Origin of the sequence: Paraburkholderia rhynchosiae (assembly GCF_002879865.1) — a bacterium.
Lineage (GTDB): Bacteria > Pseudomonadota > Gammaproteobacteria > Burkholderiales > Burkholderiaceae > Paraburkholderia > Paraburkholderia rhynchosiae.
This window is the reverse complement of the sequence record NZ_PNXY01000012.1, coordinates 139544-164441: the sequence shown is the minus strand read 5'-3', so window position 1 is coordinate 164441 and position 24898 is coordinate 139544. Positions and strand designations below refer to the sequence as shown.

Here is a 24898-nt window from a genome sequence, read left to right as displayed (position 1 = left end):
AGACATGACTGATTCGAATCCTGACCGCGCCGCTGCACGCAAACCCTTCCGACGCCTCCTGCTCACGGGAGCGGCGGGCAATCTCGGCACGCAGTTGCGCGGCGCGTTAGCGGCGTGGGCCGATGTCGTGCGCGTAACCGACATCGCGCCCCTCGGCGATGTGGCCGCACACGAAGAAGCGTCGATCGTGGATCTCGCGAACGAAGCTGCGGTCCATGCGCTGCTCGAAGACGTGGACGCCGTGATTCATCTCGGCGGCATCTCGGTCGAAGCGCCTTTCGAAGACCTGCTCGAAGCGAACATCCGCGGCTTGTACAACCTGTATTCAGCTGCGCAGAAACATGGCGTGAAGCGCATCGTGTATGCCAGTTCGAATCACGCGGTGGGCTTTCATCCGGTGACGGAAGTGGTCGATGTCGACGCGCCTTTGCGCCCCGACAGCTTGTACGGCGTGACGAAATGCTTCGGCGAATCGTTGTCGCGTTATTACTTCGACCGCTTCGGCCTGGAGACGGTGTGTCTAAGGATCGGCTCGTCGTTCGAGCAGCCGAAGAACCCGCGCATGCTTGTGACGTATCTCAGCTATCGCGACTTCATCGAACTGGTGCGCTGTTCGCTGTTCACCAATCGTGTCGGTCATGCGATCGTGTACGGCGTCTCGGATAACCGCACCAAATGGGTCGATAACACGAAGGCTGCGTTTCTCGGTTTTCGTCCGCAGGACAGCTCTGTCGAATTCGAGCATCTCTTTTCTGTTACGGCGCCAACCGCCGATCTCGACGATCCCACGCAGCGCTTTCAGGGCGGCGCGTTCGTGCTCGCCGGACCGATGGAGCCGAAGCGGTGAGCGCGGCGGGCAATCCGCGCGTCGAACGGGTCGAGGCGGCGGGGCAGGCGCCGGCTAGGGTCGGTGAAAGTCCGGTGTGGCGCGTTGCCGAGCAGGCGCTTTACTGGGTGGATATTCCGGCGCAAAAGATCGTGCGTTTGCGGCTCGATTCGGGCGAGCGCTCAGAATGGTTGTTGCCCGAGAAGGTTGCATGCATTGCGTTCGATCGTCGCGGCAGCGTGCTTGCCGGTTGCGAAACGGGCCTGTTTGCGGTTGCGCTGAACGAGGCTTCGGCTGATGCGGCAACGCAAGCCGTGCGCGGTAACGAACCTGTGAAAGTGACGGGGCGCAAGCTCGCCGCTCCTGTGTTCGCGTGCGCCGACATGCGTTTCAACGACGGCCGCTGCGACCGGCAAGGTCGTTTCTGGTCCGGCACGATGGTGCAGGACATGGCCGCGGCCAATCCGGCCGGCGCGCTGTATCGGTTCGATGCGCACGGCGTGTTGTCGGCGCCGGTTGTCGACGGACTGATCACGCAAAACGGCTTGGGCTGGTCGCCGGATGGCACGACGATGTACCTGTCCGACTCGCATCCGTCGCGCAGAAAGATATGGGCTTTCGACTACGACGTCGAAACCGGCGAGCCGCGCAACCGGCGCGTGTTCGCGGACCTGAACCACTATGTGGGCCGCCCCGACGGCGCTGCCGTTGATGCCGACGGCTGCTACTGGATCTGCGCGAACGATGCTGGTCAGCTGCTGCGCTTCACGCCGCACGGCAAGCTCGACCGGCAGATCGCTGTGCCCGCAACGAAGCCGGCCATGTGCGCGTTCGGCGGACGCAATCTGGATACGCTGTTTGTCACGTCGATTCGTCCCGCAGCCGGCGCGAGCGAGCATGACGGGCATGTTTTCGCGGTACATCCTGGCGCGAGCGGCTTGCCCGAGCCCGAATTCGCGGGCGAACTATAAGCGGTACATTCGGGCCGAGCAGGGGCCAGTGTCTTGTCACACTGGCGCCTTCATCGCTGGATGTCTCGCTACCATTCATCACTCGTCGTACAACAATGTGGCGTCGGCGCCACGGTTTGGGTGATTGGTTAACAGAAACGACATTTCTACATCGCCGGTTCACTACTTTGTGCTTGCACGCTGACTGCCCTGCCGCCGCGGCCCCGCACGCCTTTCGGGTCATCCCGCCGACCGTCTGTTTCCTCGGGTAAATACCGTCTGTACAACCCAAACTGCGTTTTATAGACTTCATATGTCGTCATACAACGTATAAGCGCAAACAGATTGCTTTCTGTTGTTTTCGAAATTGCCGCGCGATACGGGCGGCTTTCACGCACGACTATTCGCGCGAGACGCACGCCGACGTAGCAGAAGTAAAAGAAGTCGAGTTGTCTGGCAGGAGTGCTGTTCCTTGTGCTCGGGAGATTGCACGGGACAGCACGGTAAAGCGTTCGCAAGCAGGAGGAGACCGCGAGCGCAGCGCCGGGAGACGCAGTAAAACCATGTCGCATCCGCAATCGATCGTCCGCCAGCGGCCCTCCGCCAGCGGCCCTCCGCTATCGATTGGATGTCTATTTTTCCAGGAATGTCACGATGAACAAGAAATTTGCCTCTTCCCGTGTTTCATTGATCGTCGCCGCCTCGGTGCTGGCCTTCGGCGCGATGTCCGCGCAAGCGCGCGTGTTCCGCGTGTCGGACGTGCACGGCGACACGTATCCGACCAACATGGCTGTGAAGTACATGGGCGAGCAGCTCAACAAGGCAACCGGCGGCAAGGATTCGGTCAAGGTCTTCGGCAACAGCGCACTTGGTTCGGAGAACGATACGATCGATCAGGTGCGCATCGGCGCACTCGACATGGCGCGTGCCAACGGCGCGGCATTCAACGAAATCGTTCCCGAGTCGATGATTCCGTCGCTGCCGTTCCTGTTCCGCGACGTCGATCATTTCCGCAAGGTGATGTACGGCCCTGAAGGCCAGAAGATTCTCGACGCCTTCAAGGCGAAGGGCATGATCGCGCTGACGTTCTACGAGAGCGGCGCGCGTTCCATCTACACGAAGAAGCCGATCCGCACGCCGGCCGACATGAAGGGCCTCAAGGTGCGCGTGCAACCGTCGGATCTGATGGTCGACGAAATCAGGGCGATGGGCGGCACGCCGACGCCGATGCCGTTCGCCGAAGTCTATACGGGCCTCAAGACGGGCCTCGTTGACGCAGCGGAAAACAATCTGCCGTCGTACGAAGAAACCAAGCACTTCGAAGTCGCTCCGGTCTATTCGGAAACCCAGCATTCGATGACACCGGAAGTTCTCGTCTTCTCGAAGAAGATCTGGGACACGTTGTCGCCGCAGGAGCAGGACATCATCAAGAAGGCCGCGGCCGACTCCGTGCCTTACTACCAGAAGCTCTGGACCGCGCGCGAAAACGACGCGGGCAAGACGGTGACGAAGGGCGGGGCGCAGATCGTCGCATCGTCGCAGATCGATCGCGCGGCGTTCGTCAAGGTGATGCAGCCGGTTTGGGCGAAGTATGAGAAGACGCCGCAAATGAAGCAGCTCGTCGACGAGATCCAGGCAATCAAGTAAGACTCGCATAGCGCTTTGACAGCAGCGGGAAAGTTTGCAGGACCAACTGCGGGCTTTCCCGCTGCGAGCCGATTGCGTCACTGGTGACGGAAAATAGCATTACTAACTAGTAAAAGCAGTCCGTCGTAGGCAAGGATGGGGTCAATGAAATTCATGAAACGGCCAAACGATTTTCTCTTTCACGCGCTGGTGATCACCGCGTCGCTCAGTCTGGCAGTGCTGAGTCTGCTCGTGATTTACAGCGTCGTGATGCGCTACGTCTTTAACGACGCCCCCGATTTCGTCGAGCCGATCGCGCTGTTGCTGGTGATCGTGATCGCGATGTTCGGCGCCGCGCTCAAGGTTCGCGAAGGCGGCCATATCGGGCTCGATTCGCTCGTGAAGAACTTGCCGCCGAAAGGTCAGATCGTCGCGCATGCGTTCCAGCACATGTGCCTGATCGCGCTCGCCGTAGCGATTTTTTTCGGCTCGCTGCAAATGGCCGAGACCACCTTTCATGACCGGATTCCGATTCTCGGCTTGCCCGAAGCGCTGCGCTACGTGATCCCGGTCATTGCCAGCGTCTGCATCGCGCTGTTCTCATTCGAGAACCTGCTGGCGCTTTTCGCAAAGAAACACAACTAGAACAATCATGGAACTTGCCCTCCTCTCTATCAGTTTCCTCGTTTTTCTGGTGCTCGGCGTTCCTGTTTCGTTCGCGCTGGGGTTGTCGTGCGTGCTGACGTATCTGTATGAAGGGCTGCCCGCGGCCACCGCGATGCAGTCGATGGTCTCGGGGATGAACGCATTCTCGTTCCTCGCCGTGCCGTTCTTCATTTTCTCCGGCGAGTTGATGTTGCACGGCGGTATCGCCGATCGCATCCTGCGTTTCGCGCAGGCCACGGTCGGCCATTTCCGCGGTGGCCTCGGCATGGCCAACGTGGTGGCGTGCACGCTGTTCGGCGGCGTCTCGGGTTCGCCCACGGCCGACACGTCGGCAATGGGCGGCGTCGTCATTCCGTTGATGAAGCGCGAAGGCTACAGCGCGGCGTATGCGGTCAACGTCACGACGCATTCGTCGCTGGCGGGCGCGCTAATGCCGACGTCGACCAACATGATCATCTACGCGTTCGCGGCGCAGGGCATTACCGGCACGCTGAACGGACACCCGATGAGCGGCGTGTCGATCGGCGATCTGCTGTTCTCGGGTCTGTTGCCGGTGTTGTGGGTGATGGGCTTCGTGCTGATCGCCGCGTACTGGCAAGCGGTGCGCTACGGCTATCCGCGCCGTCCCGACGGTTCGACCGAATTGCAGCGTTTTCCTGGCTGGTTCGCGGTCGCGCGTACGTTCCTCGGCGCCGTGCCGGGCCTGATGGTCATCGCGATCATTCTGGTCTGCGTGGCGAAGGGTATTGCAACGGCGACGGAAGCCGCTGCTATTGCGGTGTTTTATTCGCTGGTGCTGACGGTCGTCGTGTATCGCACGATGACGCTGAAGAAGCTCTCGTTCGCACTCTCGAAAGCCGCAAAAACGACCGGCGTGGTGCTGCTGCTCATCGGCGTGTCGAACATGCTGCGCTTCCAGATGGCTTATCTGGAGATCCCCGACGCCATCGAGCACATGCTCGACGGCGCGACGAGCATCCCCTGGTTGATGCTGCTGTACATCAACGTGATCCAGATTTTCCTCGGGACGTTCGTCGACATGGCGGCACACATCCTGATCACCACGCCGTTGTTTTTGCCAATGGCGATGCATAGCGGCGTCGGCCCTGTGCAATTCGGCATCATGATTCTGCTGAACTGCGCGTTGGGCCTCGTGCATCCGCCGATCGGCTCAGTGCAATTCATCGGATGCGCGATTGGCAATGTGTCGATTGGGGAAACTACTAAGGTGGCGTGGCCGTATTACCTCGCTATCTTCAGCGCCATCAATATTGTGACTTACGTGCCAATGTTCTCCACGTGGTTGCCGAGCCTGATTAATGGGCATCCGGTCTTCTGACCTCAATCCCCACGATTCACCGGCGGCGCTGTTCACAAAACGCCGGTAGTCAAGAACAGTTTTTTAAGAGGAGCATAAATGAAAAAGGCACTAGCAACCTCAGCCCTGGGTCTGATCGCCCTTGGCGCGCACGCCCAGAGCAACGTCACGTTGTACGGTATCGTCGATACGGGCATCGGCTACCAAAGCAGCTCGGCCGCGCTCGGTTCGAACTCGGGCGGCCGCTCGGTCGTGAAGATGAACAATGGCATCTGGGCGGGCAGCCGCTTCGGCCTGAAGGGCGGTGAGGATCTTGGCGGCGGCACGAAGGCCATTTTCCAGTTGGAGCAGGGCTTCAACAGCGCGACCGGCGCGCAAGGCGTGAGCGGCCTCGCATTCAATCGCCAGGCATGGGTTGGTGTGACGAATTCCACATTCGGTACGTTGACGGCCGGCCGCCAGTACACGTCGTACTACACGCTGCTGTCGCCGTATAGCCCGACCACGTGGCTGACGGGCGCTTACGGCGCGCATCCGGGCGATATCGACTCGCTGGATACGCTGTATCGCGTGAACAACTCGCTGGTGTACACGTCGCCGAATATGCACGGCCTGACGGTAAGCGGTTCGTATGCGCTGGGCGGCGTGGCGGGCAGGCTCAATGCCGGCTCGACCTGGAGCGCGGCAGTGCAGTACCTGAACGGTCCGTTCGGTATCGCGGCAGGCTTCCAGCGCATCAATAACTCGACTTTGGGCGGCGGTGCCTGGGGCGCGGATTCGACCGCATCGAACAATGGCTCTGAGCCGGGCGTGTCGGGCATCAACAACGGTTATCGCACGGCGCAGGCTCAGCAGCGCGTTGCGGTCACCGGCGGCTATGCGTTCAGCTCGCAGTTGGACGTGTCGTTCTCGTACTCGAACGTGCAATACATCCCGGGCGTGGGTTCGGCGTTCCGTCATCAGGCGACGTTCAACACGGCTGGCGCCGTGCTGCACTTCAAGCCGATCAGCGCGCTGGATCTGGCTGCCGGCTATAGCTACACGCGTGCAACAGAGTCGAACGGCATCTCGAGCGCGGCTCGTTATCACCAGTTCAACCTCTCGCAGTACTACAGCCTCTCCAAGCGGACCGGTCTGTACGCGCTGGAAGCGTATCAGCGTGCGAGCGGCCAGACGATCGGCAACAACGGCATCAGCATCATCAATGCAACGGCCGATATCGGCGACGGTCAGAACAGCGCGCCGTCCTCGTCGCGTAGTCAGGTTGCTGCCGGCGTGGGCATCATCCACCGCTTCTGATTGGTCAGGGTTGGGGGCGGCGTGTTGTTATGCCGCCACAGCGACGCGTCTTAATCATGCGTCGCTGAGCATCAAAACGCTGCGCGCGCCATGCGCGCAGCGTGTTTCAATTCAGCTCTCGCCATCGGACCACAAGCGTCCGCCGGTCGCCCAGTTCTCGCGTTTCACGTCGGTGAGAATGATATCCACCGAATTCGGCTCCACGCCGAGCGACTCGCAAGTCGCCTTCGTGATCGCTTCGACAAACTCGCGTTTCTGTTCCAGCGAGCGGCCTTCAAACAGTTCGATACGAAACGTGGGCATGGTTTGGCTCCGTTGAGTATGTGATCGACGCGAATTTGCCGCGTCTTCAGGCGCGTGTAACCGGTTCCGGTATTTGGCTGCGGTATTCAGTTCAGTTGCGATAGCCCGCATCGAGCCGGTCGAGCTTGCGCTGCAACGCGGGCCATTCAAGCCCGCCCTCAATTGCGCCGCCGTCGTACAGTTGCTCTGCCGTGCGCGCGGCGACGGCGTCGTCGGGCACGACCAGTTGCGCACCGCAGGCTTGCGCCTGCAACTGGATCTCGCACGCCTTGAGCAACGTGGCCATCAGCACATACGCTTCGGCGACGGTGCGCCCGATCGTCAGCGTGCCGTGATTGCGCAGCAGTATGGCCGGTTTATCCGCTAAATGTTCGACAAGGCGTCGGCCTTCGGCTGGTGTAAACGCGAGACCTTCATAGTCGTGATATGCAAGCTGGCCGTAAAAGCGCAGCGCGTGTTGCGACACGGGCAACAAACCCGCCGGTTGCGCCGACACCGCCACGCCCGCCGTATTATGCAGATGCATCACGCAGAAAGCGTCGGCGCGCGCCGCATGCACGGCGGCGTGCAGGGCGAAGCCGGTCACGTTCACCGCATGTTCGCTCGCGCCGACAATATTGCCGTCGATGTCGATTTTCACCAGGTTCGACGCGCTTACTTCGTCGAACGCGAGGCCGAACGGATTGATCAGAAAATGGCCGGGTTCGCCAGGAACACTCGCCGAAATATGCGTGTAGATCAGATCGTCCCAGCCGTTGAGCGCGACGAGGCGATAGGCGGCGGCGAGGTCGACGCGGGTCTGCCGCTCGGCTTCGGATTGCGGCCCGCACTCCGCAATGCGGCCTGCGGGTGTATGGATAAACGACATGAGATGTCTCCTGATATTGCCTGATGGACGGCGGCCTCAGCACCTTATGCACGACGTGTCGGCTTGTCACGCAGCCAGTTTCGCATCACGCGCTGCCTGAGCCATTGCACGCTCCACGTGGCGACGACGAAGGGCGCGGTCATCGCCGGCAAGCCAACGCAAGCGGTCGCCGCTTGCAGTCCCGCCGACATCGCCACGCCGCCGAGCAGCCACGCGAGGCCGCAATCGGTCAGCGCGAGGGCAGTGAGCGCGCCGTTGAATCCTAGCAGGCCCGCGTCGAACGAGCTTGTCGTCGCGCCCAACAGCGCGTGCGCGCCGCTTGCGAGCGACGCGCCGATCAGCGCACGCAGCGCATGCCTTACGGACGCCGCGGCGATCCCGATCAGCACGAGCAGGCCGGCCAATGCGCTCGATGCAAAACCGGTTTGCGCGAGGCTGGCAAGCACCCCGGTGCTGAGTTCAATTGCGTCAAGTGGATGCGTTGCCTGCATCGTTGCCGGTCGAGCGACGCCTGCCGCCGTCGGCAGCCACAGCCACGTGACGATCAGACATGGACTCGAAAAATAGCCGAGCCCGCGCGAGCGCAGCCATCGCGACCACGGTCCGAGAAGCCACGACGTGCCTGTCGCGGCGAGAATCGCCACTGCGACCGCGGTCGCATTGTTGGCGATGAAATTGAACGCGGCGAGCGCGGCCAATGCGCCGTTGAAACCGTGCAGACCGGCGCGGATGTCATCGTCGCGATGACCGGCCAGCACCGCGCTCACGTTGGCCGCGACCGCGCCCATCAGCGCCGCGCACGCGAGGCGCGGGTCGCACAGAAGCCAGCCGGCGAGCAGGCATATGCCCGTGAATGCGTTCGCTTGCAGCACGATCTGGCCAATGCTGCGCAACAGCGTGCGCAAGGCGGCGGAGTGTGCTTCGGTCGCGGCGGCGTGCATGGCTTGAAAGTGATGAACATTCTGCGGTGTGCGTCCTGCAATGCAATCGCGCGCGGCGCGACGCATAAATGTGAACCGCGAGCATAGGGCAGCGGCACGTCTGCGAGCATGCCCGCGCGTTGATAGTCGCTATTTGCAACACCTGCGCGTGATGGCCGGCGTGTGACGCATCGGCGAACGCCAACCGTTCGCGCTACGATATGGACCACGGCGCGCGTGCTTGCTGCGCACTTCACGAGGAGACGGGCTGATGCGAGAACTACGTTGGGCATCGCAAGAGGGCGACGGTATCGAACATCTGGCGTTCGACGTACGCGGCGACGGTTTCGAAGTGGAAAGCACCGTGGTCGGACAGCGCTACGGCAAGGGCTACGGATTGCACTATAGAGTGCGCTGCGACGCGCAATGGCGCACACGGTATGCGTGGCTAAAGATCGTCGGCGGGGGAGAGCTGGAGTTGCATGGCGACGGCGACGGTCATTGGCGCGATGGTCACGGCCTCGTATTGAGCGCGATCGAAGGATGCATCGACATCGATATCGCCGCGACGCCGTTCACCAACACATTGCCGATTCGCCGGCTGCAACTCGCCGAGGGGCAGCGTCAGCCGATTTCGGTCGCGTACATTTCGACGCCGGACTTGCAGGTCACGCGCGTGGAGCAGGCGTATTCGTGTATCGAGTTGAACCGCGAGTACCGCTACGAAGGCATCTTCCGCAACTTCACGGCGAATATGAAGGTTGACGAAGACGGCCTCGTGATCGACTATCCGACGCTGTTTACTCGCCTCCCGCGCGAGCGTTGATTGAGCACGTGGCCGGCCCGGCCGGGCCCGCTCGATGCCGCGCGACAAAGCGCTCGATGTTGGCGGCGATCCATTCCGGCTCACGCAGCACGACCCAATGGCCCGCGTCGAGTTCGATGCGTTCATAGGGCCCGAGCCAGCCTTCCTGCCCGACCGATAACTCCGGTCCGACGTAACGGTCACGCAGCGGTACGATGAACTGCACGGGCGCATGCGCGTGGCGTGGGCGCGGGTGCAGCAGTTTGTCCAGGAAATTGGCGCGGTAAAGATTCAGACCGTTGATCGCGTTGCGCATCTGCGCGGGGTCGCGCGGCGCTTGCAGGTGTTCGGTCACGCGCAGCCACAGCGGCCACATGCGTGCGCCGCCCAGGCGCCACACGAGTTCCGGCAGCCACGGTAGATGAAAGAAGAAGATGTACCAGGACTTGAGCGTTTGACGAAAGCCGCTACGAAGCGATTGTTTCGAGATCCTATGTTTATCATCAGCACCATGTCTGTCGCGCAACCCGAACGACGCATGATCGAGGCACGGCCCGGAGATCGACGTGTACGACGTGATGCGGCCTTTGAATTGCGGATCGGTTACCGCTTCCCAGCCTTGAATCGAACCCCAGTCGTGGCCAACCAGGTGAAATGACTGTCGCCCGCACGTTGCATTGGCGACCGCCGCGAGGTCGGCGGCGAGTCGTTCCAGACGGTACCCGTTACGCGTTGCCGGGGCTTGCGAGGCACCCGCGCCGCGCACGTCGTAACTGATTACGCGGTGGCGCGCGTCGAGCTGCGCGCGCACCGGTTCCCACACTGCTGCGGAGTCTGGATAACCATGCACGAGCAGGATGGGCGGCGCGTCCTGCGGTCCGCTTACGTAGGCCGCGAGCCGCACATCGCCGGCATCGACCCATAGCGTGTCGCGTATCACGCAGCGGCCTGCATGCCGCTCCGCGCGGCTCTTCGCGCATTCGGCGTGTTGGCGTTCGAGGCGTCGACCGCGGCAACGAGGCCATCGATACGCGAAAGTTGCGCGCAATTGTCGTGATCCCACGGATGAAAACCTGGCCGGAAAAAGCTCAGCCATTCAGCTGCGATGCGTGGAAACACGCCATGGCGTGGGCCGTAAAGATACTTCACCACGCGCCACATGCCGCGCAGATGATCGCCGCGTTTGCGGTCCGCGATCAACAGACGCACATGAAAGTCGAACACGATCAGCCAGAACGTTAACGTGGTGGCAAGCATGACGCCCGTACGCAACAGATAACGCCCCAAGCCGGGCTTGAGCACTGTATTCCACACGTCGTAGGAAACGGACTTGTGCTCGGTCTCTTCGAGCGCGTGCCAGGTCCACATTTGCGCATAACCTTCGACGGACCCGTCGATGCGAGATCCGTCTTCGAGCAGTAGGCCAGCCAGCATCGCCGTGTAATGTTCGAGGCAAACCGTGACCGCAAGCTGATACGAATGCGGCAGCACTTTGCGGCCGAAGTTCAGGATCGCCCACAGCCGTTTGTCGAGCTTATGCGCGGGCAAGCCGGCTTGTTGCAGCAGATCGTTGTATTCCATGTGCTCACGCGTATGCATCGCTTCCTGGCCGATGAAGCCGAGCACCTGCTTTTTCAGCACTGGGTCGTCGATCTCGCCGCGATAATTGCGCACGCTGTCCATGAAAAAACGCTCGCCGGCCGGGAACAGCAGCGAAAGCGCGTTGAAGAAGTGTGTCACATGCGAGCCTTGCGCGTGCCAATCGCAGGCACGGTCCTGCGGAAGATTGAAGCGTAGGTCGCGGCGAACCGGCATCATGGCCTTTCTCCTTGTGAGCCTTGCAATGCTTGTATTGCTTTTGATCCTGCTGCGTCGTGCTGAAGAGGCTGTCGAGCGGTTTGCGTCACACACGCCTGCCACCCAATTGCGCCGTGCGCCGCGCGCGCTTCACGGCGATGCGTTTCATGCGCCGCGTTTGCAGCACGACGAGTACCTGATACGCGGCGGGCAGCGTGCGAGCGAGCCAGTCGGCCGCCCGCGCGTCGCGGCCGATCAACACGCGCCGTTTATTCTTGCGCACGCCATCGAGGATCACGCGCGCGGCTTCGTCGGCGGTGGTGATAAAGAATTTCTCGAAGTCGTCCTTGCCTTGCTGTTCGTTCTCGAGCATGAAGCCGACCATGTTCGGCGCAATGCGGCTCGATTGCGCGATGCTCGTGCGGATCCCGCCTGGATGGACGCACGTGGCCGAGACGCCGCATTTCATCAGGTCGAGTTCCTGGCGCAGTGCTTCTGTAAAGCCGCGCACGGCGAACTTCGTCGCGTTGTAGCCGCTCATGCCCGGCTGCGAGAACAGCCCGAATACGCTCGACGTATTGACGATATGGCCTTCGCCCGAAGCCTTCAGATGTGGCAGAAATGCCTTCGTGCCGTGCACGACGCCCCAGAAGTTGATACCGACGATCCACTCGAGATCCACGTAGTCCATGCCTTCGATGGTGCTCGACAGCGCGACGCCCGCGTTGTTGAACACGAGGTTGACGCGACGGTGCTGCGCCGCCGTTTCGGCGGCCCAGGCGAACATCGCGGCGCGGTCGGCAACATCGAGCACGGCTGTGGTGATGAGCAACGGCGCGCCAACGATATGCGGCGCGGCGGCCTGCGCAAGTCGCGCGGTTTCTTCGAGACTCGCGGCGTTGCGATCGGCCAGCGCGAGGTGACAGCCTTCGCGCGCGAGCCGGATCGCGAGCGAGCGGCCCATGCCGGAGCCCGCGCCGGTAATCGCGGCGACCTTATCGGTGAAATGCTTCATTGGCTTTATCTCCTGTCCTCTCTGAAGGTGCGCTGTCGTTATGTGTGTTTCAGATCGGTTCCGCGGATGCAGACGGCCCCGCATTACCATGCGCACGCGCAGACTGTTGCAAGGCGGCGTAAGTGCTCATGGTTTGCGGCGTGGGCGAATAAGCGAAGTAATCGTCGATGCTGAAGGTGCGGGTCGCCTGGCGGAACTTGTACGCGAATCCGGGCCACAGTGTGGTGTTCCTGCCGGTTTTCGGATCGAGATACCAGCTCTTGCAACCGCCCGTCGACCAGATCGCGCGGCCGAGCTTCTGCTGGATCTGCTCGTTGTATGCGCGCTCCACGTGAGGGCGAACTTCGATCGCTTCGGCCCGTTCGGCGCGCATTGCCTTCAGCGCGCGCAGAATGTATTCGACCTGCGACTCGATCATGAACACCATCGAATTGTGGCCTAGCCCGGTGTTGGGACCCACTATCATGAAAAAGTTCGGATAACCAGGTAACGTCGTACCGAGATACGCATGCGCGCCATCTCGCCATGTATCGACGATGTCGACGCCGCCGCGTCCGCGCACGACTCCCGGCGGAAACGGATCCGCGACCTGGAAACCGGTACCGAAGATCAGGCAATCGGCCGGGTGACGCACGCCGTCGCTGGTGATCACTGCGCCTTCGTCGATGCGCTCGATCGCGCTTGTCGTCAGCGAAACATTCTCACGCGAGAGAGCGGGGAAATAGTCGTTCGAAATCAGAATGCGTTTGCAACCCATCGTGTAGTTCGGCGTGAGCGTCGCGCGCAATTGCGGGTCATGCACCTGGCGGCGCAAATGCCGCTCCGCGACTTTCTGCGCAGTCTTCATCAGCGAGGGATGAATCGCGAAGCCGAGCGCGCGCGATTCGAGCATGCAGTACAACGCCGAGCGCATGATTTTCTGCGTGAACGGCACGTGTCTGAAGAGCCATTGTTCGAACGGCTTCACCGCTCGGTCGGCCTTCGGCATGATCCACGGCGGTGTGCGCTGGAACAGGTCGAGATGCGCGACACGCGGCGCAATCTGCGGCACGAACTGGATCGCGCTCGCGCCCGTGCCGATTACAGCGACACGTTTGCCTTCGAGCGGATACGTATGGTCCCAATGCTGCGAGTGAAACGTCTTGCCCTTGAATCTGTCGATGCCGGGAATGTCCGGCATGGCCGCGCGCGAGAGGCCGCCCATCGCCGAAATCAGCACGCGGGCCGACCATTGCTGTCCATTGGAAAAAGTCAGGTGCCACCGGTGGCGCGCCTCGTCGTAGACGGCGCTCGCGAGTTCGTGGCCAAAACGCAAATGGCGCTCGACGCGGAAGCGTTGCGTGCATTCCTCCAGGTAAGCGCGGATTTCCGGTTGACGCGCAAACATTCGGGTCCAGCGCGGATTCGGTGCAAACGAAAACGAATAGACGTGAGATTGCACGTCGCATGCGCAGCCCGGGTAGTGATTGTCGCGCCACGTGCCGCCCACCGAATCGGCTTTCTCGGCGACGACGAAATCGGTCATGCCGGCTTGCCGCAGACGAATCGCCATGCCGAGACCCGCAAAGCCGGTCCCGATAATAGCGATATCGGTTTCGAGGGGCGCGGACCGGTCGTGCGCCGCGGCGTCATCGGGCATGCGTGCGTTCATCCGGGCCGACTCCTTTTTACGCTCTTAACTGTTACATTGATTGATGTAACGATAGTGGCGGGAAACGGATGACGCAAGAGGCCGTTTAGACGCGAAACTCTAGGGTGCGGGCGGTACCTGGGCTGATGCGATCGTCAACGCTGCGCCGACAGGCGCGCAGGACATAGGGCTACTTCTTCGGCCGCTTGTTCTTGCCGGCGTCGCTTTGCGCCGCGTGGCCCAGCTTCTTTTCCATGATTGCCGCGACGCGGTCGCCGAGATAATCGCCGGATGCTTCTTCCAGCGCGCGGTTCATCTCGCTTTCCACGAGCACCATGGCCAGTGGCCGCACGCGCCAGATGGCGTCGACGAGAGCGGGCACGTCGGCGGGTGGCGGCAGCGCGTCCGGGTCGTAGCGATCCAGTTGATGGACCACGAGATCGACCAGAGCCTTGGCGACCGCGCTGAAATGCGGCCGCGCGATGCCGACGGCGTCGAGCAGATCGGCAAGCGGAATGCCCTCCTTCGCGAGCGTCGCGCCGGCGGCGAGAGCAGTGGGACTGCCCGACACAAACGACAGGCCGTCGCGTTCAAGCAGGCCGAGATCGACCGCTTTCGCGAGCGCGCCCGGCGAGGCTTTATCGCCGAACATCTGCAGCAGCTCGATCAGCGAGTACTTCTTTGGACGCTCTCGCGACCAGCGGCCGCCAATCGCGGTTTCGAGTCCGAGGATCGAGCGCAGATCGTGGCCTTCGTCGACGGCCATGATCAGATCCTGGATGTTGGCGAGCGTGTAGCCGCGCGAGAGCAGATGATTGATCAGCTTTAGACGCGACACGTGCGTGTCGTCGTACACGCCGACGCGGCCGCGCTTTTCAGGCGGCGCGAGAAGGCCGCGGTCCTGATACGCGCGCACGTTGCGCACGGTGGTGTCGCTCACGCGCGCCAGTTCGTCGACGGTGTATTCGTTGCGCGACGCGGCGCTTGCCGGCATATCGGAGTCAGCGGGCGAGGGCGGAGCGGAAGGCGGCATGTTGGGCATGCGCGGGATTTTAACGTGCTACCTTCGGGCGGACCAGCATGGCGCCTGCCGTGTGCTTTTAGGAGCCGAGATCCGGCGGCGTCGTATCGCCTACGCCCAAAGTCCGTTGCATCAACGTGGTGTCGAGCCATCGGCCGTGTTTGAAACCGACCGCCTTCAAGGTGCCGGTCAATTCGAAACCCAACTGCTTGTGCAGCGACAGTGATCCACCACTGCCACCGTCCGCGATGACCGCGATCATCTGGCGCCACGGCCCCGTTTCGCATCGTTCGATCAACGCCTGCAGCAATATGCGGCCGAGGCCCCGGCCGCGATAGGCGTCGTTCACATAGATCGAATCTTCGATGGTGTTGCGGTACGCGGCTCGCGGGCGGTACGGCGTCGCGTAGCAATAGCCCGCGATTTCGCCGTCGATCTCGGCGACCATGTAGGGCAGGCCATGACCGCGCACCGATGCGAGCCGCATGCGCAGATCGTCGACGGAAGGCGGGTCTTCTTCAAACGACGCGACGCCGGTCAGCACATGGTGCGCGTAGATGGCCTGGATGGCCGGCAGGTCTGCTTCGGTCGCGTCGCGAATCAGCGGGGCATTGCCGGGCGACGCGGCGGTTTCAGCGGTTGTGCCAGACGTGACGGATGCGGGGCGGGTTGTGCTCATACGTAGTCGTGGTGTGGACCGTGGTGGCCTACTGGTTCCTGGATACGTTTTACTATGCCCGCCGCGCGCGAGAATTTGAAGCCGGTCAAAAATCGTTGCGTGAAGTGGGCGGCGTTCAGGCCGCGCGCCGCACCGGCGTGTTTTTCGAAAAACGCCGCGCGCCCGCCACGCAGGCCACCACGGCGACCGTGACGGCGATCATTGAAGGCGGCACCTGTTCATGCAGCAGCCATCCGGCGAGCAGTAGTCCGAAAAACGGCTGTAGCAATTGCAGTTGCCCAACTCCCGCGATGCCTCCGAGCGCGAGGCCGCGATACCAGAACACAAAGCCGATCAGCATGCTGAACAGCGACACATAGGCGAGGCCCCACAGCGCCGCGGGGCTGATGCCTTCGAAAGACGCGGGCCGGGTCCACAGGGCGAGCGGAAGCATGACCGGCAGCGACAGCACCAGCGCCCACGAAATGACCTGCCAGCCGCCGAGGTGCCGCGAAAGCCGCGCGCCCTCCGCATAACCCAGCCCGCAAGCGACGATCGCGGCGAGCATCAGCGCGTCGCCCACCGGAGACGCGTCAAGGCCGTGGCGCATCGCAAACGCGACCACCGCGCCGCTGCCGAGCGCCGAGAAGAGCCAGAACGCCGGCTGCGGACGCTCGCCGCCGCGCAGTACGCCGAAAATCGCAGTGACAAGCGGCAGCAAACCGACGAACACGATCGCATGCGCCGAACTCACGTGGCGCAGCGCGAGCGCCGTCAATAGCGGAAAGCCGACCACCACGCCGAGCGCGACCACCACGAGGGGAACGAGATCGCGCCGCGCCGGACGTGCCTCGCGAAACACGAGCAATAGCAACAGACCCAGCGTGCCCGCGATGGTCGCGCGCGCGACCGTCAGGAACACGGGATCGAGCCCTTGCACGGCGATGCGGGTGGCGGGCAGCGAGCCGCTAAAAATCAACACGCCTATGAGTCCGCTTAACCAGCCGTTCGTTGTCTTGTCCATCGGAGGGGTCCATACGCATTGAAATGAAGCCTACAGCATCCGCTTCCGTCGTAGAAACGTTAAGCTACGGATCAGTACAATTCATGCAAACTGTACCGACGAAGGAGCAGTACAGATGGGCGAAAGTGAACCGAAGCAGGCGATTGAAAGGACGCAAGGCACGCGTGTCGGTACGGTCATGGGCAATCTGCGCGAGCGCATTGCCAGCCGCTCGCTGATGCCGGGCGCTCGCGTGCCGTCGATTCGCGTCATGACCGAAGCGCTCGGCGTCTCGAAGTCGACGGTGGTCGAGGCGTATGACCGGCTGGTTGCGCAAGGCGTGATCGTCGCGCGGCGCGGCTCGGGATTTTTCGTGTCGGGTCATGCGCCGCCGCTCGCGCTCGCCGACCTTGGGCCGCGTCTGGATCGGGAGGTGGATCCGCTATGGCTCACGCGCCAGTCGCTTCAGGCCGGCTCGAAAGTGCTGAAGCCGGGTTGCGGCTGGATGCCCGCGTCGTGGCTGCCCGAGGACGGCGTGCGCCGCGCGTTGCGGGCGGTTGCGCGCGATCCGCAGTCGTCGCTCGCCGAATACTCGAATCCGTACGGGCTGCCCGCGTTGCGTCAGCAACTCGCGTGGCGGCTCGCGCAGCATGGTGTTGAAGCGCCGCCGGAACAGATCGTCCTGACCGACGGCGGCACGCACGCGCTCGACCTCGTGTGCCGCTTTCTGCTCGAACCGGGCGATACCGTGCTGATCGACGACCCGTGCTATTTCAACTTTCAGGCGTTGCTGCGGGCCCACCGCGCGCGCATCGTCGGGGTGCCTTATACGCCGTCCGGTCCCGACCTGGTGGTCTTCGAACGGGCGCTGATCGAGCATCGTCCGCGGCTTTATGTGACCAATTCCGCGATTCATAACCCGACCGGCGCGACGCTCGCGCCCGCGGTCGCGCATCGGTTGCTGAAACTCGCGGGCGAACACGGTCTGATCGTCGTGGAAGACGATATCTTCGCCGACTTCGAAGATGAAGCCGCGCCGCGTCTTGCGGCGTTCGACGGGCTCTCGCGCGTGGTGTCCATCGGCAGTTTTTCGAAAACGCTCTCCGCGGCGGCGCGGTGCGGCTATATCGCCGCGCGCGCGGAATGGATCGAGCCGCTGATCGACCTGAAGCTCGCCACGTCGTTCGGCAACGGGCAACTCACGGCAAGCGTCGTGCATCGCCTGCTGGTGGACGGCACATACCGGCGTCATCTGGAATCAATGCGCGCGAAGCTCGCGGATGCGATGGGCGAGACCATGAGGCGCCTCGGCTATGCGGGCCTCGACGTGTGGACGCGGCCGCGTGCCGGCATGTTCGTGTGGGCGCGTCTGCCCGATTCGCTCGACGCTGCCGACATCGCGCGCCATGCGTTGGGCGCGAACGTCGTGTTCGCGCCAGGCAATGTGTTCAGCGTGTCGCAATCCGCGACGGGCTACTTACGGTTCAACGTGTCGCAATGCAACCGCCCGAAGGTCTACGAGGCCTTGCAGCGGGCGATGGAAAACGCGGCGGTCGTGAGCGAGCGCGCATGACGGTCGGCTTGTCCGCGAGCGTGGCGCCCGCGCGAACTCACTTGCAAAGCAGAAGCAGGCGTTCCTGTTCCGTGCAATTACTGCGTGGCTTCTGCACGGCCTGAGCCGCCGCCGCGTTGATGCCCGCGCTTCGGTTCGCGAGACAGGCACGCAAATGCTTCTCGACGGGAGGGTAATATTTCCAGCCGCGCACGAGGTTGGGTAACTCCAGTTTGACCTGCTTCCACTTGGGATGCCCATGTTCCTGCAGATTGTCGAAGTTGGCGCAGAGCGAGTCGGCAAAGTGATTCAGATTGCCGACGGTATCGCGTAGACCGTAGTCGTAGGTGACGAGGAAAGCCTTGACCGTCAATGTCGGGACATCTTCTTTCAGCCAGTTCGGATAGCTGGTTGCGCGGATCGTCGCCGGGAAATATGTCTGCTTCGCGCGCACCGTTTCAGGCGCGGCGGGATCGGCTTTCAGCAGGCGGATCTCTTGCAGCAACTCCGGATTCATGTCGTTGAAGAGTTTGGCCGGCTGGCCGACCACGATAATCGCGACGTCCACCTTCTTCACGATCAATGCGGCGAGCGCGTCCTCATTGCTGAGATGCTGCACGTTCTGTTCGGGAATCGCCTGACCGAACATCAGACGGTACAACGTTGTGGCCGATTGCGCGGTGCCGCTGCCCAGCAGACCGACGCTGATGGTCTTGTCCTTGATATCGCCCAGGGTTTTCAGCGGCGAATCCGCGCGCACAACGACGTTAATTTCTTCGTCGTAGAGCGGCATGATGAGGCGCAGCGGGCGGATCGCGGTGCCCGCGTCAGGATTGCCCGAGTTAGCCATATCGATGTACGCCTGGTATACGTCGGACTGCACCAGCGCGAGCTTCACGCCCGGCTCGAAGCGCATACGCTGTACGTTCTCGGCGGAGCCTTTGGACGCCACCACGGCGAGATCGATGCCCGCCGGCTGTGCGACCCATTTCGACAGGTCCTGGCCGATCTGGATGTACGTGCCCCGTTCCGGGCCGGTGACGATCTTGTAGTGCGCCGGTTCCGCACTGGCCAGCGAAGACATGACCGTCAGCGCCAGTCCCAGCCATCCCGTCATAAGTTGCTTTAGCATGGTCTTCACCTATCGATCAGGTTGGTGCAGCTCTGTCCATTCGATTCGGTATCCAGGCTATTGATTGGCGACCTGTCGATGGGCCTGAGCGCCGGTCACGGGCGGTGAAGTGAGCGGCGCCCAGCCGGTTTCGCGAATCACACGTTCCAGAATGGTCTTCGCGGCGTCGTTACCGGTGTCGATCGCGAGGGCCTCGTTCGCATGCTCACGCGCGCAAGGCCATGACTGCTGCCCCGCACACATTTGCGCCGCGAGCAACGCGGCATCGCGGCGCGCGGTCAACGGCTTCAATTCGGAGGCGAGGCTCTGCGCATCGCTGCTATCCGGTTGCAGCGACAGCGCTGCGCCGAGGGCGGCTTGCGCCGCGCTGAGATCGTTGGCGTTGAATGCGACACGCGCCGACTGCAACGCTTGCGCTGCGCTACGGAATTGCGGTGCCGCAGGTTTAGCCGAAGCCGCGGCGATCGGCGGCGCTGTCGACGTCATCTGGATGACGTTCGGTGCATTGGCTGCCATAACGGCTTTGCCCGGCGTGGCGATGGCGCGCGAGTCAGTCGCCGGGTCCGGCGTGTATCGCGCGATGGTGCCGGTTGTCGTTCTCGCGTCGTGAGTCGTTTCCGCGGCTTGCTCGCTGCTGCCGTAACGCGATTCGCGACTGTCGCTAAATAGTGCATAGCCGACATAGGCCAGCCCGGTGGCGACAACGGCCGCGATCGTGAGGAGCGCGTTGCGTATGCGCAGTCTGCTGCGATATGCGAACTCGACGGGCTCGGGGAGCGGGACCATCGGCGTATCGTGCGAGAGCAACGACGACGACGCATGAAGCGCGGTGGCGGGAGCGAGATTTACACCGGCATGCAGTGCGCCGCCGGGGAAGTCGGGCTCATTGATCGCTGGCGGCCCGAAGCTGTCGTGCAGCGTCGACATGTTCATCGGGCTCACCCGGGTAGCGTGCAACGTGCTATGGACAGGCGGGTCCGTGTCGAGCGGATGAACCGCGCCGCAATACGGGCAACAATCGACTTGCCGGTACAGGGCACCGCCACATCGTTTGCAGGGCGTCGGAAAATGATGGCCGGCTAAAGTCTGAGTGGACATGCTATGGCTCCACCTGTGGAAAACAATGCCGTAAGGCATGCTCCCGATCGCGTTTGAGGCGGTGTGGGGGGCCGCGGAAACCACGATCTACATGCGCCAGAGAGTCCGGACACGCAAGTCAAGCTTGCCGTGCCGCGGGTTTCAATATGTGGCGTTTCGGCGTGCGCGTCAATGGACGATCGACCCTATGTTGTGTGCGCTACCGCACATTACCAGGTAGGACGAATGATCGCGCATGTCAGGAAGACGAACGGGCGTCGTATTTTTTATGTTATGGCGCGCCGCTGAAGGCGGAACTTCAGGCGCGTGCAATCAGTGTTTTCACACGTGCCCAAATAGGTGCAACAGCGTCAGTGTTGACGCAACGGATGGTCTTTGAGCAGCCAGGCCAATGCGAACGCGGCGAGCACCACGCAAGCCGCCGACAGATATACCGTGTGCAACGCACCCGCGAATGCCTGCAAATAATCGGCGCGCAATGCGCCGGGCAACTGATGAATCGCCGTGGGCCCGAGCGCATGCGGCAATTGGGTGTCCGGGGGCATCAGGTTTTCGAGGCGCGCGGCGAGGCCGTTCGAGAACACCGCGCCGAACGCGGCCACGCCGATCGAACCGCCAATCGACCGGAACAGCGTGGCGCCCGACGTCGCTACGCCCATGTGCTTGAATTCAACAGTGTTCTGTACGGCGAGGATCAGCACTTGCATCACCATGCCGAGACCGCAGCCCAGAATGCCCATGTCGAGATACATCACATGAATCGGCGTGCTGATCTGCAAACGTGCAAGCAGAAGCATCGCGATGGCCACGAGCAACGTGCCCGCAATCGGGAACATGCGATAACGGCCAATCTTGCTGATTACGCGGCCCGTCACCATCGACATGGTGAAGAGGCCGCCCATCATGGGCAGCATCTGCATGCCGGCTTGCGTCGGCGTCGAACCTTTGACCACCTGCAGATAGAGCGGCAGAAACGTAACAGAGCCGAACATGGAGACGCCGACGATGAAGCCGATCAGACTGCTCAGCAAAAATGTTCGCTGCCTGAAAAGTTCGAGCGGCATGATCGGCTCGGCGGCGCTGCGTTCTTCGTGGATGAAACCCCAGAGCGAGACGAGGCCCATACCGAGCGTGAACCACAATTGCGGCGACGACCAGGGCAGGATCGTGCCGCCCTGGCTCGTGAACAGGATGATGCAGGTGAGCGCGCCGGCAAGAAACGCAGCGCCCATGTAGTCGATGGTGTGCTTCACGTGGCGTACGTGCGGCTTGAAAACCGCGCCGATCACGAGGAGCGAGATGATGCCGAGCGGCAGGTTGATATAGAAAATCCAGCGCCACGTGAGATGTTCGACGAGAAAGCCGCCGAGCAGCGGACCGATCACGGTCGCGAGACCGAACACGCCGCCGAACACGCCTTGATACCGGCCCCGCTCGGCGGGCGGGATTACATCGGCGATGGCGGCCATCGTCACTACAAGCAGGCCGCCGCCGCCGAGTCCCTGCAAGGCGCGCAGCACGATCAACTGTGTCATGTCCTGCGCGATGCCGCACAGCGCGGAGCCCACGAGGAACAGACCGATCGCCGTTTGCAGCACGATCTTGCGGCCGAACAGGTCGCCGAGCTTGCCGTAGAGCGGCACGACGATGGTCGAGCTGAGCAGGTAAGCGGTCACGACCCACGACAGATCGTTGAGTCCGCCCAGTTCGCCGACGATGGTCGGCAACGCGGTCGACACGATGGTCTGATCGAGCGCTGCGAGCAGCATGACGAGCAGCAGCGCGGGGAACAGTAGGCGAATCGGCGGATGATCGGCAACTTGAGTGCTTGACGCCTCGTTTGGCGGTGCAACGGCCTGCGAGTGGCCGTTCATTAGGTGGTCGGGCTGCGTGATGGTCGAGTGTTGCATGGCATGCGCGTCTTGAAATTAATTAATTCAGAGATTAATATATGCGACATTCTGTCGTCCGTCAAACGAGTGCAATGGCAACGATTCCGTCGGTTGGTAAAAAGATGCGCAGCGCGAAGAGTGAGTCACGCGGCGCGGTCGCGGTGAAGGCGCGCAAGACGGCGGACCCTACGGCGAGTGTTGCGACGCACGCTGCGGCAGACGTCGCAACCGACATTGCGGAAAAAGCTTCGGCGAAACCCGCGTCACAAGCTGCGCCCCGGAGGCGCCCGGGCAGACCGTCAGGCGCGGCGCGCGGTCCGGAGCAGCGCAATCGTCTGCTGGACGCGGCGCTTGCGCTGTTCGCCCGGCAGGGCATCGTCGACACGACGCTCGGCGAGATTGCGCGTGAAGCCGGCTTCACGCCGGCCATGATGCATTACTACTTCAAGACGCGCGATCAACTGCTAGATGTGCTGATCGACGAGCGTTTCGGCCCGTTACGCGCGAGCCTTGGCGTGCCGTTCCAGGAGCATGCCGACGATCCCGTGGCGGCCATTTCGCAGCTTGCGCGGCGGATGGTACAAGCCGCGGTGGACTGTCCCTGGTTTGCGTCGCTATGGGTGCGCGAAGTCATGAGCGACAGCGGCCTGCTGCGTCAGCGCATGCAGGAGCGCTTCGGCGACGGGCATCAGAAGGCGTCGCTGGCGTCCATCGAGCGATGGCAGAAAGAAGGGCGTTTAAATCCGGCGCTCGAGCCGTCGCTCGTCCTGGTCACGCTGCTCGGGCTGACGGTCTTGCCGCTGGCCACATCCAGGCTATGGCGCAACGATCCGCAACGCCGCCAGATCGGCGGCGAAGAGATAGCCCGTCACGCCGTCGCGTTGCTGGTGCAGGGAATAGGTCCGAGGAAAGCGGACTGACTCAGGCAACTTCATGCCTTGTTTTGCGCCCGGATCCGCGGCACATAACGTGCTACCGATGGGATGAATGCGAGCGTCGCGCAAACGGGGGCTGCAGGCGTCGCAGAAGAAATCAATGCAGGAAACACGCAAAGATGCCGTGGCGGCAAGCCTCGTGCGATGGACCGCACGCGCCGCCTGGCGAAGTTGGGTGCCGGCCTCGGTTGCCGCGGAGCAAGGCGCCGGGAGCCGTTTTTTCATCGACGTGCAATTTTGGCGCGTTACCGTGCGCGCGTTGCCTACGGCCAGGTTTACAATCGTGCGCCTTCTGCAACTCGGCACATGAATTCGAGTTCGAACCATGAACAGCAACACCGCGGCCGCGCAAATCGGCGGCAAGCAGCACGAACAGCAGGGCGATACGTTGGCCATGTCTGACGGCCTAACCGGACTTTTAGAGCAACAACAGAAAATGAACGGAGCATTGAGACTCGATCAGGCCACGATCGTGCTCGTAGAAGACGACCCGGACAGCCGCGAATCGCTGACCTTGTTACTGGAAGCGGAAGGTGCAAACGTCGTCGCGGTGGCGGATGCGGAAGAGGGTGTCGAAGCGGCCGTTCGGCTGCTGCCGGATGCGGTGGTATGCGACCTCGAACTGCCCGCCATGGACGGCTTTTATCTGATCCAGCGACTGCGCGACCACGAAATTCGCGGCGATCACGCGCCTTCCGTGGCGGTGGCCCTGACGGGCCATACAGACGACGCTTACCGCCTGCGAAGCATCGGCGAAGGCTTCCAGCATTTCATGACCAAGCCGGCTCGCCCGGAAGATCTGGTGACGTTGCTGCACGACGCCATTGGTGCACGTGCGGCGCGTTGAAGGGTCACGCGAAACCGGGGCCAAGCGAAGCGCAACGCGACCGGGGCGCAAAGGCAGAGAGCGTTTGCGCCGCGCTTATCACAAGAATCGCCGTTATTTTGCGGCGACGGGCACCGTCGATCCCGCCTGTGAAGCTGTTCCGGCCGCTGCGGCCGCTTCCACCGCCTGACACGCGGAACACAATCCCTTCAGTTCGATTTCATCGCTCGCGATGCGGTAGCCCGCATCTTCAATTTGCGCGACGAGCGCCTGGCGCAGCTTCGGCTGATGCAGTTCGGTGACGCTGCCGCATTGCTGGCACACCACCAGAATCCCGTGCTGGCATTGCGTCAGGTCGTGGCAGACCGTGAACGCGTTAATCGATTCGATCCGATGCACGAGTCCCGCCGAGAGCAGGAAGTCCAGCGCCCGATAAACCGTGGGCGGCGCCGATCCGGGATGAATCTGGCGCATTTCGTCGAGCAGCGAATAGGCTTTCGTGGCGCGCCCCGAATTCAGCAGTAATTCGAGCACTTTGCGGCGGATCGGGGTGAGCTTCTCGCCGCGTTCGCGGCAATATTCTTCCGCGAGGGCGAGCGCGGCTTCTTGTGAGTCGTCATGCATATGCCCCGGCTCGTGAGCATGTGCGTGAGCGGAAGCGGCGGAGGCAGCTTTCTCCGTTTTCCCCGGACTGGCTGTGGTCGCGGTATTGGCGGCGTTCGCGGCGGACTTGGCGTTCTTCATGCGTCGATTATAAA

At 62.4% G+C, this 24898-nt stretch carries 24 protein-coding genes; 10 read left to right on the top strand and 14 right to left on the bottom strand.

Features of this window, described 5'->3' with window-relative positions; all coding sequences use genetic code 11:
• Nucleotides 1–4: 4 nt before the first annotated feature.
• The 6 genes from C0Z16_RS18495 to C0Z16_RS18470 all read left to right on the top strand — a co-directional run bounded on the left by C0Z16_RS18495 (nucleotide 5) and on the right by C0Z16_RS18470 (nucleotide 6685).
• Nucleotides 5–847 (top strand): NAD-dependent epimerase/dehydratase family protein, encoded by an 843-nt coding sequence (locus C0Z16_RS18495; protein WP_102633555.1) that lies wholly within the window; start codon nucleotides 5–7, stop codon nucleotides 845–847.
• Nucleotides 844–1797 carry an SMP-30/gluconolactonase/LRE family protein gene (locus C0Z16_RS18490; protein ID WP_102633554.1) on the top strand — a complete coding sequence of 318 codons (954 nt, stop codon included), beginning with the start codon at nucleotides 844–846 and terminating at the stop codon, nucleotides 1795–1797. Before C0Z16_RS18495 ends, C0Z16_RS18490 begins: the two co-directional genes overlap by 4 nt.
• A 633-nt stretch (nucleotides 1798–2430) precedes the next feature.
• On the top strand, nucleotides 2431–3423 hold the full coding sequence (locus tag C0Z16_RS18485) for a TRAP transporter substrate-binding protein (protein WP_102633553.1): 993 nt from the start codon (nucleotides 2431–2433) through the stop codon (nucleotides 3421–3423).
• 144 nt (nucleotides 3424–3567) lie between these two features.
• Entirely contained in the window at nucleotides 3568–4047 is a 480-nt protein-coding gene (locus C0Z16_RS18480; RefSeq protein WP_167403543.1) for a TRAP transporter small permease, read from the top strand.
• Nucleotides 4048–4054: 7 nt separating this feature from the next.
• The gene (locus C0Z16_RS18475; protein WP_102633552.1) at nucleotides 4055–5407 is read left to right on the top strand and encodes a TRAP transporter large permease; all 1353 of its coding nucleotides are present in this window, start codon (nucleotides 4055–4057) and stop codon (nucleotides 5405–5407) included.
• 78 nt (nucleotides 5408–5485) lie between these two features.
• Nucleotides 5486–6685, top strand: coding sequence for a porin (locus tag C0Z16_RS18470; protein ID WP_102633551.1), 1200 nt, complete (start codon nucleotides 5486–5488; stop codon nucleotides 6683–6685).
• Between the two features lie 111 nt (nucleotides 6686–6796).
• Here C0Z16_RS18470 and C0Z16_RS39350 read toward each other — a convergent pair whose 3' ends face one another.
• Genes C0Z16_RS39350 through C0Z16_RS18455 form a run of 3 tightly spaced genes read right to left on the bottom strand, consistent with a single transcriptional unit; the run spans nucleotide 6797 to nucleotide 8797 of the window.
• On the bottom strand, nucleotides 6797–7099 hold the full coding sequence (locus C0Z16_RS39350; protein ID WP_279635070.1) for a 4-oxalocrotonate tautomerase: 303 nt from the start codon (nucleotides 7097–7099) through the stop codon (nucleotides 6797–6799).
• Nucleotides 7080–7856 (bottom strand): class II aldolase/adducin family protein, encoded by a 777-nt coding sequence (locus C0Z16_RS38780; protein WP_102633550.1) that lies wholly within the window; start codon nucleotides 7854–7856, stop codon nucleotides 7080–7082. Before C0Z16_RS38780 ends, C0Z16_RS39350 begins: the two co-directional genes overlap by 20 nt.
• Nucleotides 7857–7900: 44 nt before the next feature.
• Nucleotides 7901–8797, bottom strand: a complete 897-nt coding sequence (locus C0Z16_RS18455; protein ID WP_102633627.1) for an urea transporter — start codon at nucleotides 8795–8797, stop codon at nucleotides 7901–7903.
• Between the two features lie 250 nt (nucleotides 8798–9047).
• Here C0Z16_RS18455 and C0Z16_RS18450 point away from each other — a divergent pair, with 250 nt between their 5' ends.
• Entirely contained in the window at nucleotides 9048–9602 is a 555-nt protein-coding gene (locus tag C0Z16_RS18450; protein WP_102633549.1) for a putative glycolipid-binding domain-containing protein, read from the top strand.
• On the opposite strand, the gene C0Z16_RS18445 is transcribed toward C0Z16_RS18450, so the two are convergent.
• The 7 genes from C0Z16_RS18445 to C0Z16_RS18415 form a co-directional block, all read right to left on the bottom strand.
• The gene (locus C0Z16_RS18445) at nucleotides 9577–10521 is read right to left on the bottom strand and encodes an alpha/beta fold hydrolase (RefSeq protein ID WP_102633548.1); all 945 of its coding nucleotides are present in this window, start codon (nucleotides 10519–10521) and stop codon (nucleotides 9577–9579) included. The genes C0Z16_RS18450 and C0Z16_RS18445 overlap by 26 nt on opposite strands.
• On the bottom strand, nucleotides 10518–11399 hold the full coding sequence (locus C0Z16_RS18440; RefSeq protein ID WP_102633547.1) for a metal-dependent hydrolase: 882 nt from the start codon (nucleotides 11397–11399) through the stop codon (nucleotides 10518–10520). The genes C0Z16_RS18445 and C0Z16_RS18440 overlap by 4 nt, the downstream gene beginning before the upstream one ends.
• 85 nt (nucleotides 11400–11484) lie before the next feature.
• On the bottom strand, nucleotides 11485–12393 hold the full coding sequence (locus C0Z16_RS18435; RefSeq protein WP_102633546.1) for an SDR family NAD(P)-dependent oxidoreductase: 909 nt from the start codon (nucleotides 12391–12393) through the stop codon (nucleotides 11485–11487).
• A 49-nt stretch (nucleotides 12394–12442) separates the two neighbouring features.
• Nucleotides 12443–14044 carry a flavin-containing monooxygenase gene (locus tag C0Z16_RS18430; protein ID WP_102633545.1) on the bottom strand — a complete coding sequence of 534 codons (1602 nt, stop codon included), beginning with the start codon at nucleotides 14042–14044 and terminating at the stop codon, nucleotides 12443–12445.
• A 169-nt stretch (nucleotides 14045–14213) separates the two neighbouring features.
• Nucleotides 14214–15065 (bottom strand): MerR family transcriptional regulator, encoded by an 852-nt coding sequence (locus C0Z16_RS18425; RefSeq protein WP_102633544.1) that lies wholly within the window; start codon nucleotides 15063–15065, stop codon nucleotides 14214–14216.
• A gap of 58 nt (nucleotides 15066–15123) precedes the next feature.
• On the bottom strand, nucleotides 15124–15723 hold the full coding sequence (locus C0Z16_RS18420) for a GNAT family N-acetyltransferase (protein ID WP_102633543.1): 600 nt from the start codon (nucleotides 15721–15723) through the stop codon (nucleotides 15124–15126).
• 115 nt (nucleotides 15724–15838) lie between these two features.
• Entirely contained in the window at nucleotides 15839–16726 is an 888-nt protein-coding gene (locus tag C0Z16_RS18415; protein ID WP_102633542.1) for a DMT family transporter, read from the bottom strand.
• Nucleotides 16727–16841: 115 nt separating this feature from the next.
• Between C0Z16_RS18415 and C0Z16_RS18410 the strand changes: the two genes are divergently transcribed.
• Complete coding sequence (locus C0Z16_RS18410; RefSeq protein WP_102633541.1) at nucleotides 16842–18278, top strand: aminotransferase-like domain-containing protein; 1437 nt, start codon at nucleotides 16842–16844, stop codon at nucleotides 18276–18278.
• Between the two features lie 37 nt (nucleotides 18279–18315).
• Here the strand turns inward: C0Z16_RS18410 and C0Z16_RS18405 are convergent, their stop codons facing one another.
• From C0Z16_RS18405 to C0Z16_RS18395, 3 genes are all read right to left on the bottom strand, one after another.
• The gene (locus tag C0Z16_RS18405) at nucleotides 18316–19389 is read right to left on the bottom strand and encodes a TAXI family TRAP transporter solute-binding subunit (protein WP_102633626.1); all 1074 of its coding nucleotides are present in this window, start codon (nucleotides 19387–19389) and stop codon (nucleotides 18316–18318) included.
• A 57-nt stretch (nucleotides 19390–19446) separates the two neighbouring features.
• A complete protein-coding gene (locus C0Z16_RS18400) occupies nucleotides 19447–20487 on the bottom strand; it encodes a hypothetical protein (RefSeq protein ID WP_102633540.1) in 1041 nt (346 codons plus the stop codon).
• Nucleotides 20488–20837: 350 nt separating this feature from the next.
• On the bottom strand, nucleotides 20838–22361 hold the full coding sequence (locus C0Z16_RS18395) for an MDR family MFS transporter (RefSeq protein WP_244201275.1): 1524 nt from the start codon (nucleotides 22359–22361) through the stop codon (nucleotides 20838–20840).
• Between the two features lie 110 nt (nucleotides 22362–22471).
• Here C0Z16_RS18395 and C0Z16_RS18390 point away from each other — a divergent pair, with 110 nt between their 5' ends.
• Both C0Z16_RS18390 and C0Z16_RS18380 read left to right on the top strand, forming a co-directional pair.
• A complete protein-coding gene (locus C0Z16_RS18390) occupies nucleotides 22472–23299 on the top strand; it encodes a TetR/AcrR family transcriptional regulator (RefSeq protein ID WP_102633539.1) in 828 nt (275 codons plus the stop codon).
• A 340-nt stretch (nucleotides 23300–23639) separates the two neighbouring features.
• Nucleotides 23640–24161 carry a response regulator gene (locus C0Z16_RS18380; RefSeq protein ID WP_102633537.1) on the top strand — a complete coding sequence of 174 codons (522 nt, stop codon included), beginning with the start codon at nucleotides 23640–23642 and terminating at the stop codon, nucleotides 24159–24161.
• Nucleotides 24162–24254: 93 nt separating this feature from the next.
• On the opposite strand, the gene C0Z16_RS18375 is transcribed toward C0Z16_RS18380, so the two are convergent.
• Nucleotides 24255–24884 (bottom strand): Fur family transcriptional regulator, encoded by a 630-nt coding sequence (locus tag C0Z16_RS18375; protein WP_102633536.1) that lies wholly within the window; start codon nucleotides 24882–24884, stop codon nucleotides 24255–24257.
• Nucleotides 24885–24898: the final 14 nt, after the last annotated feature.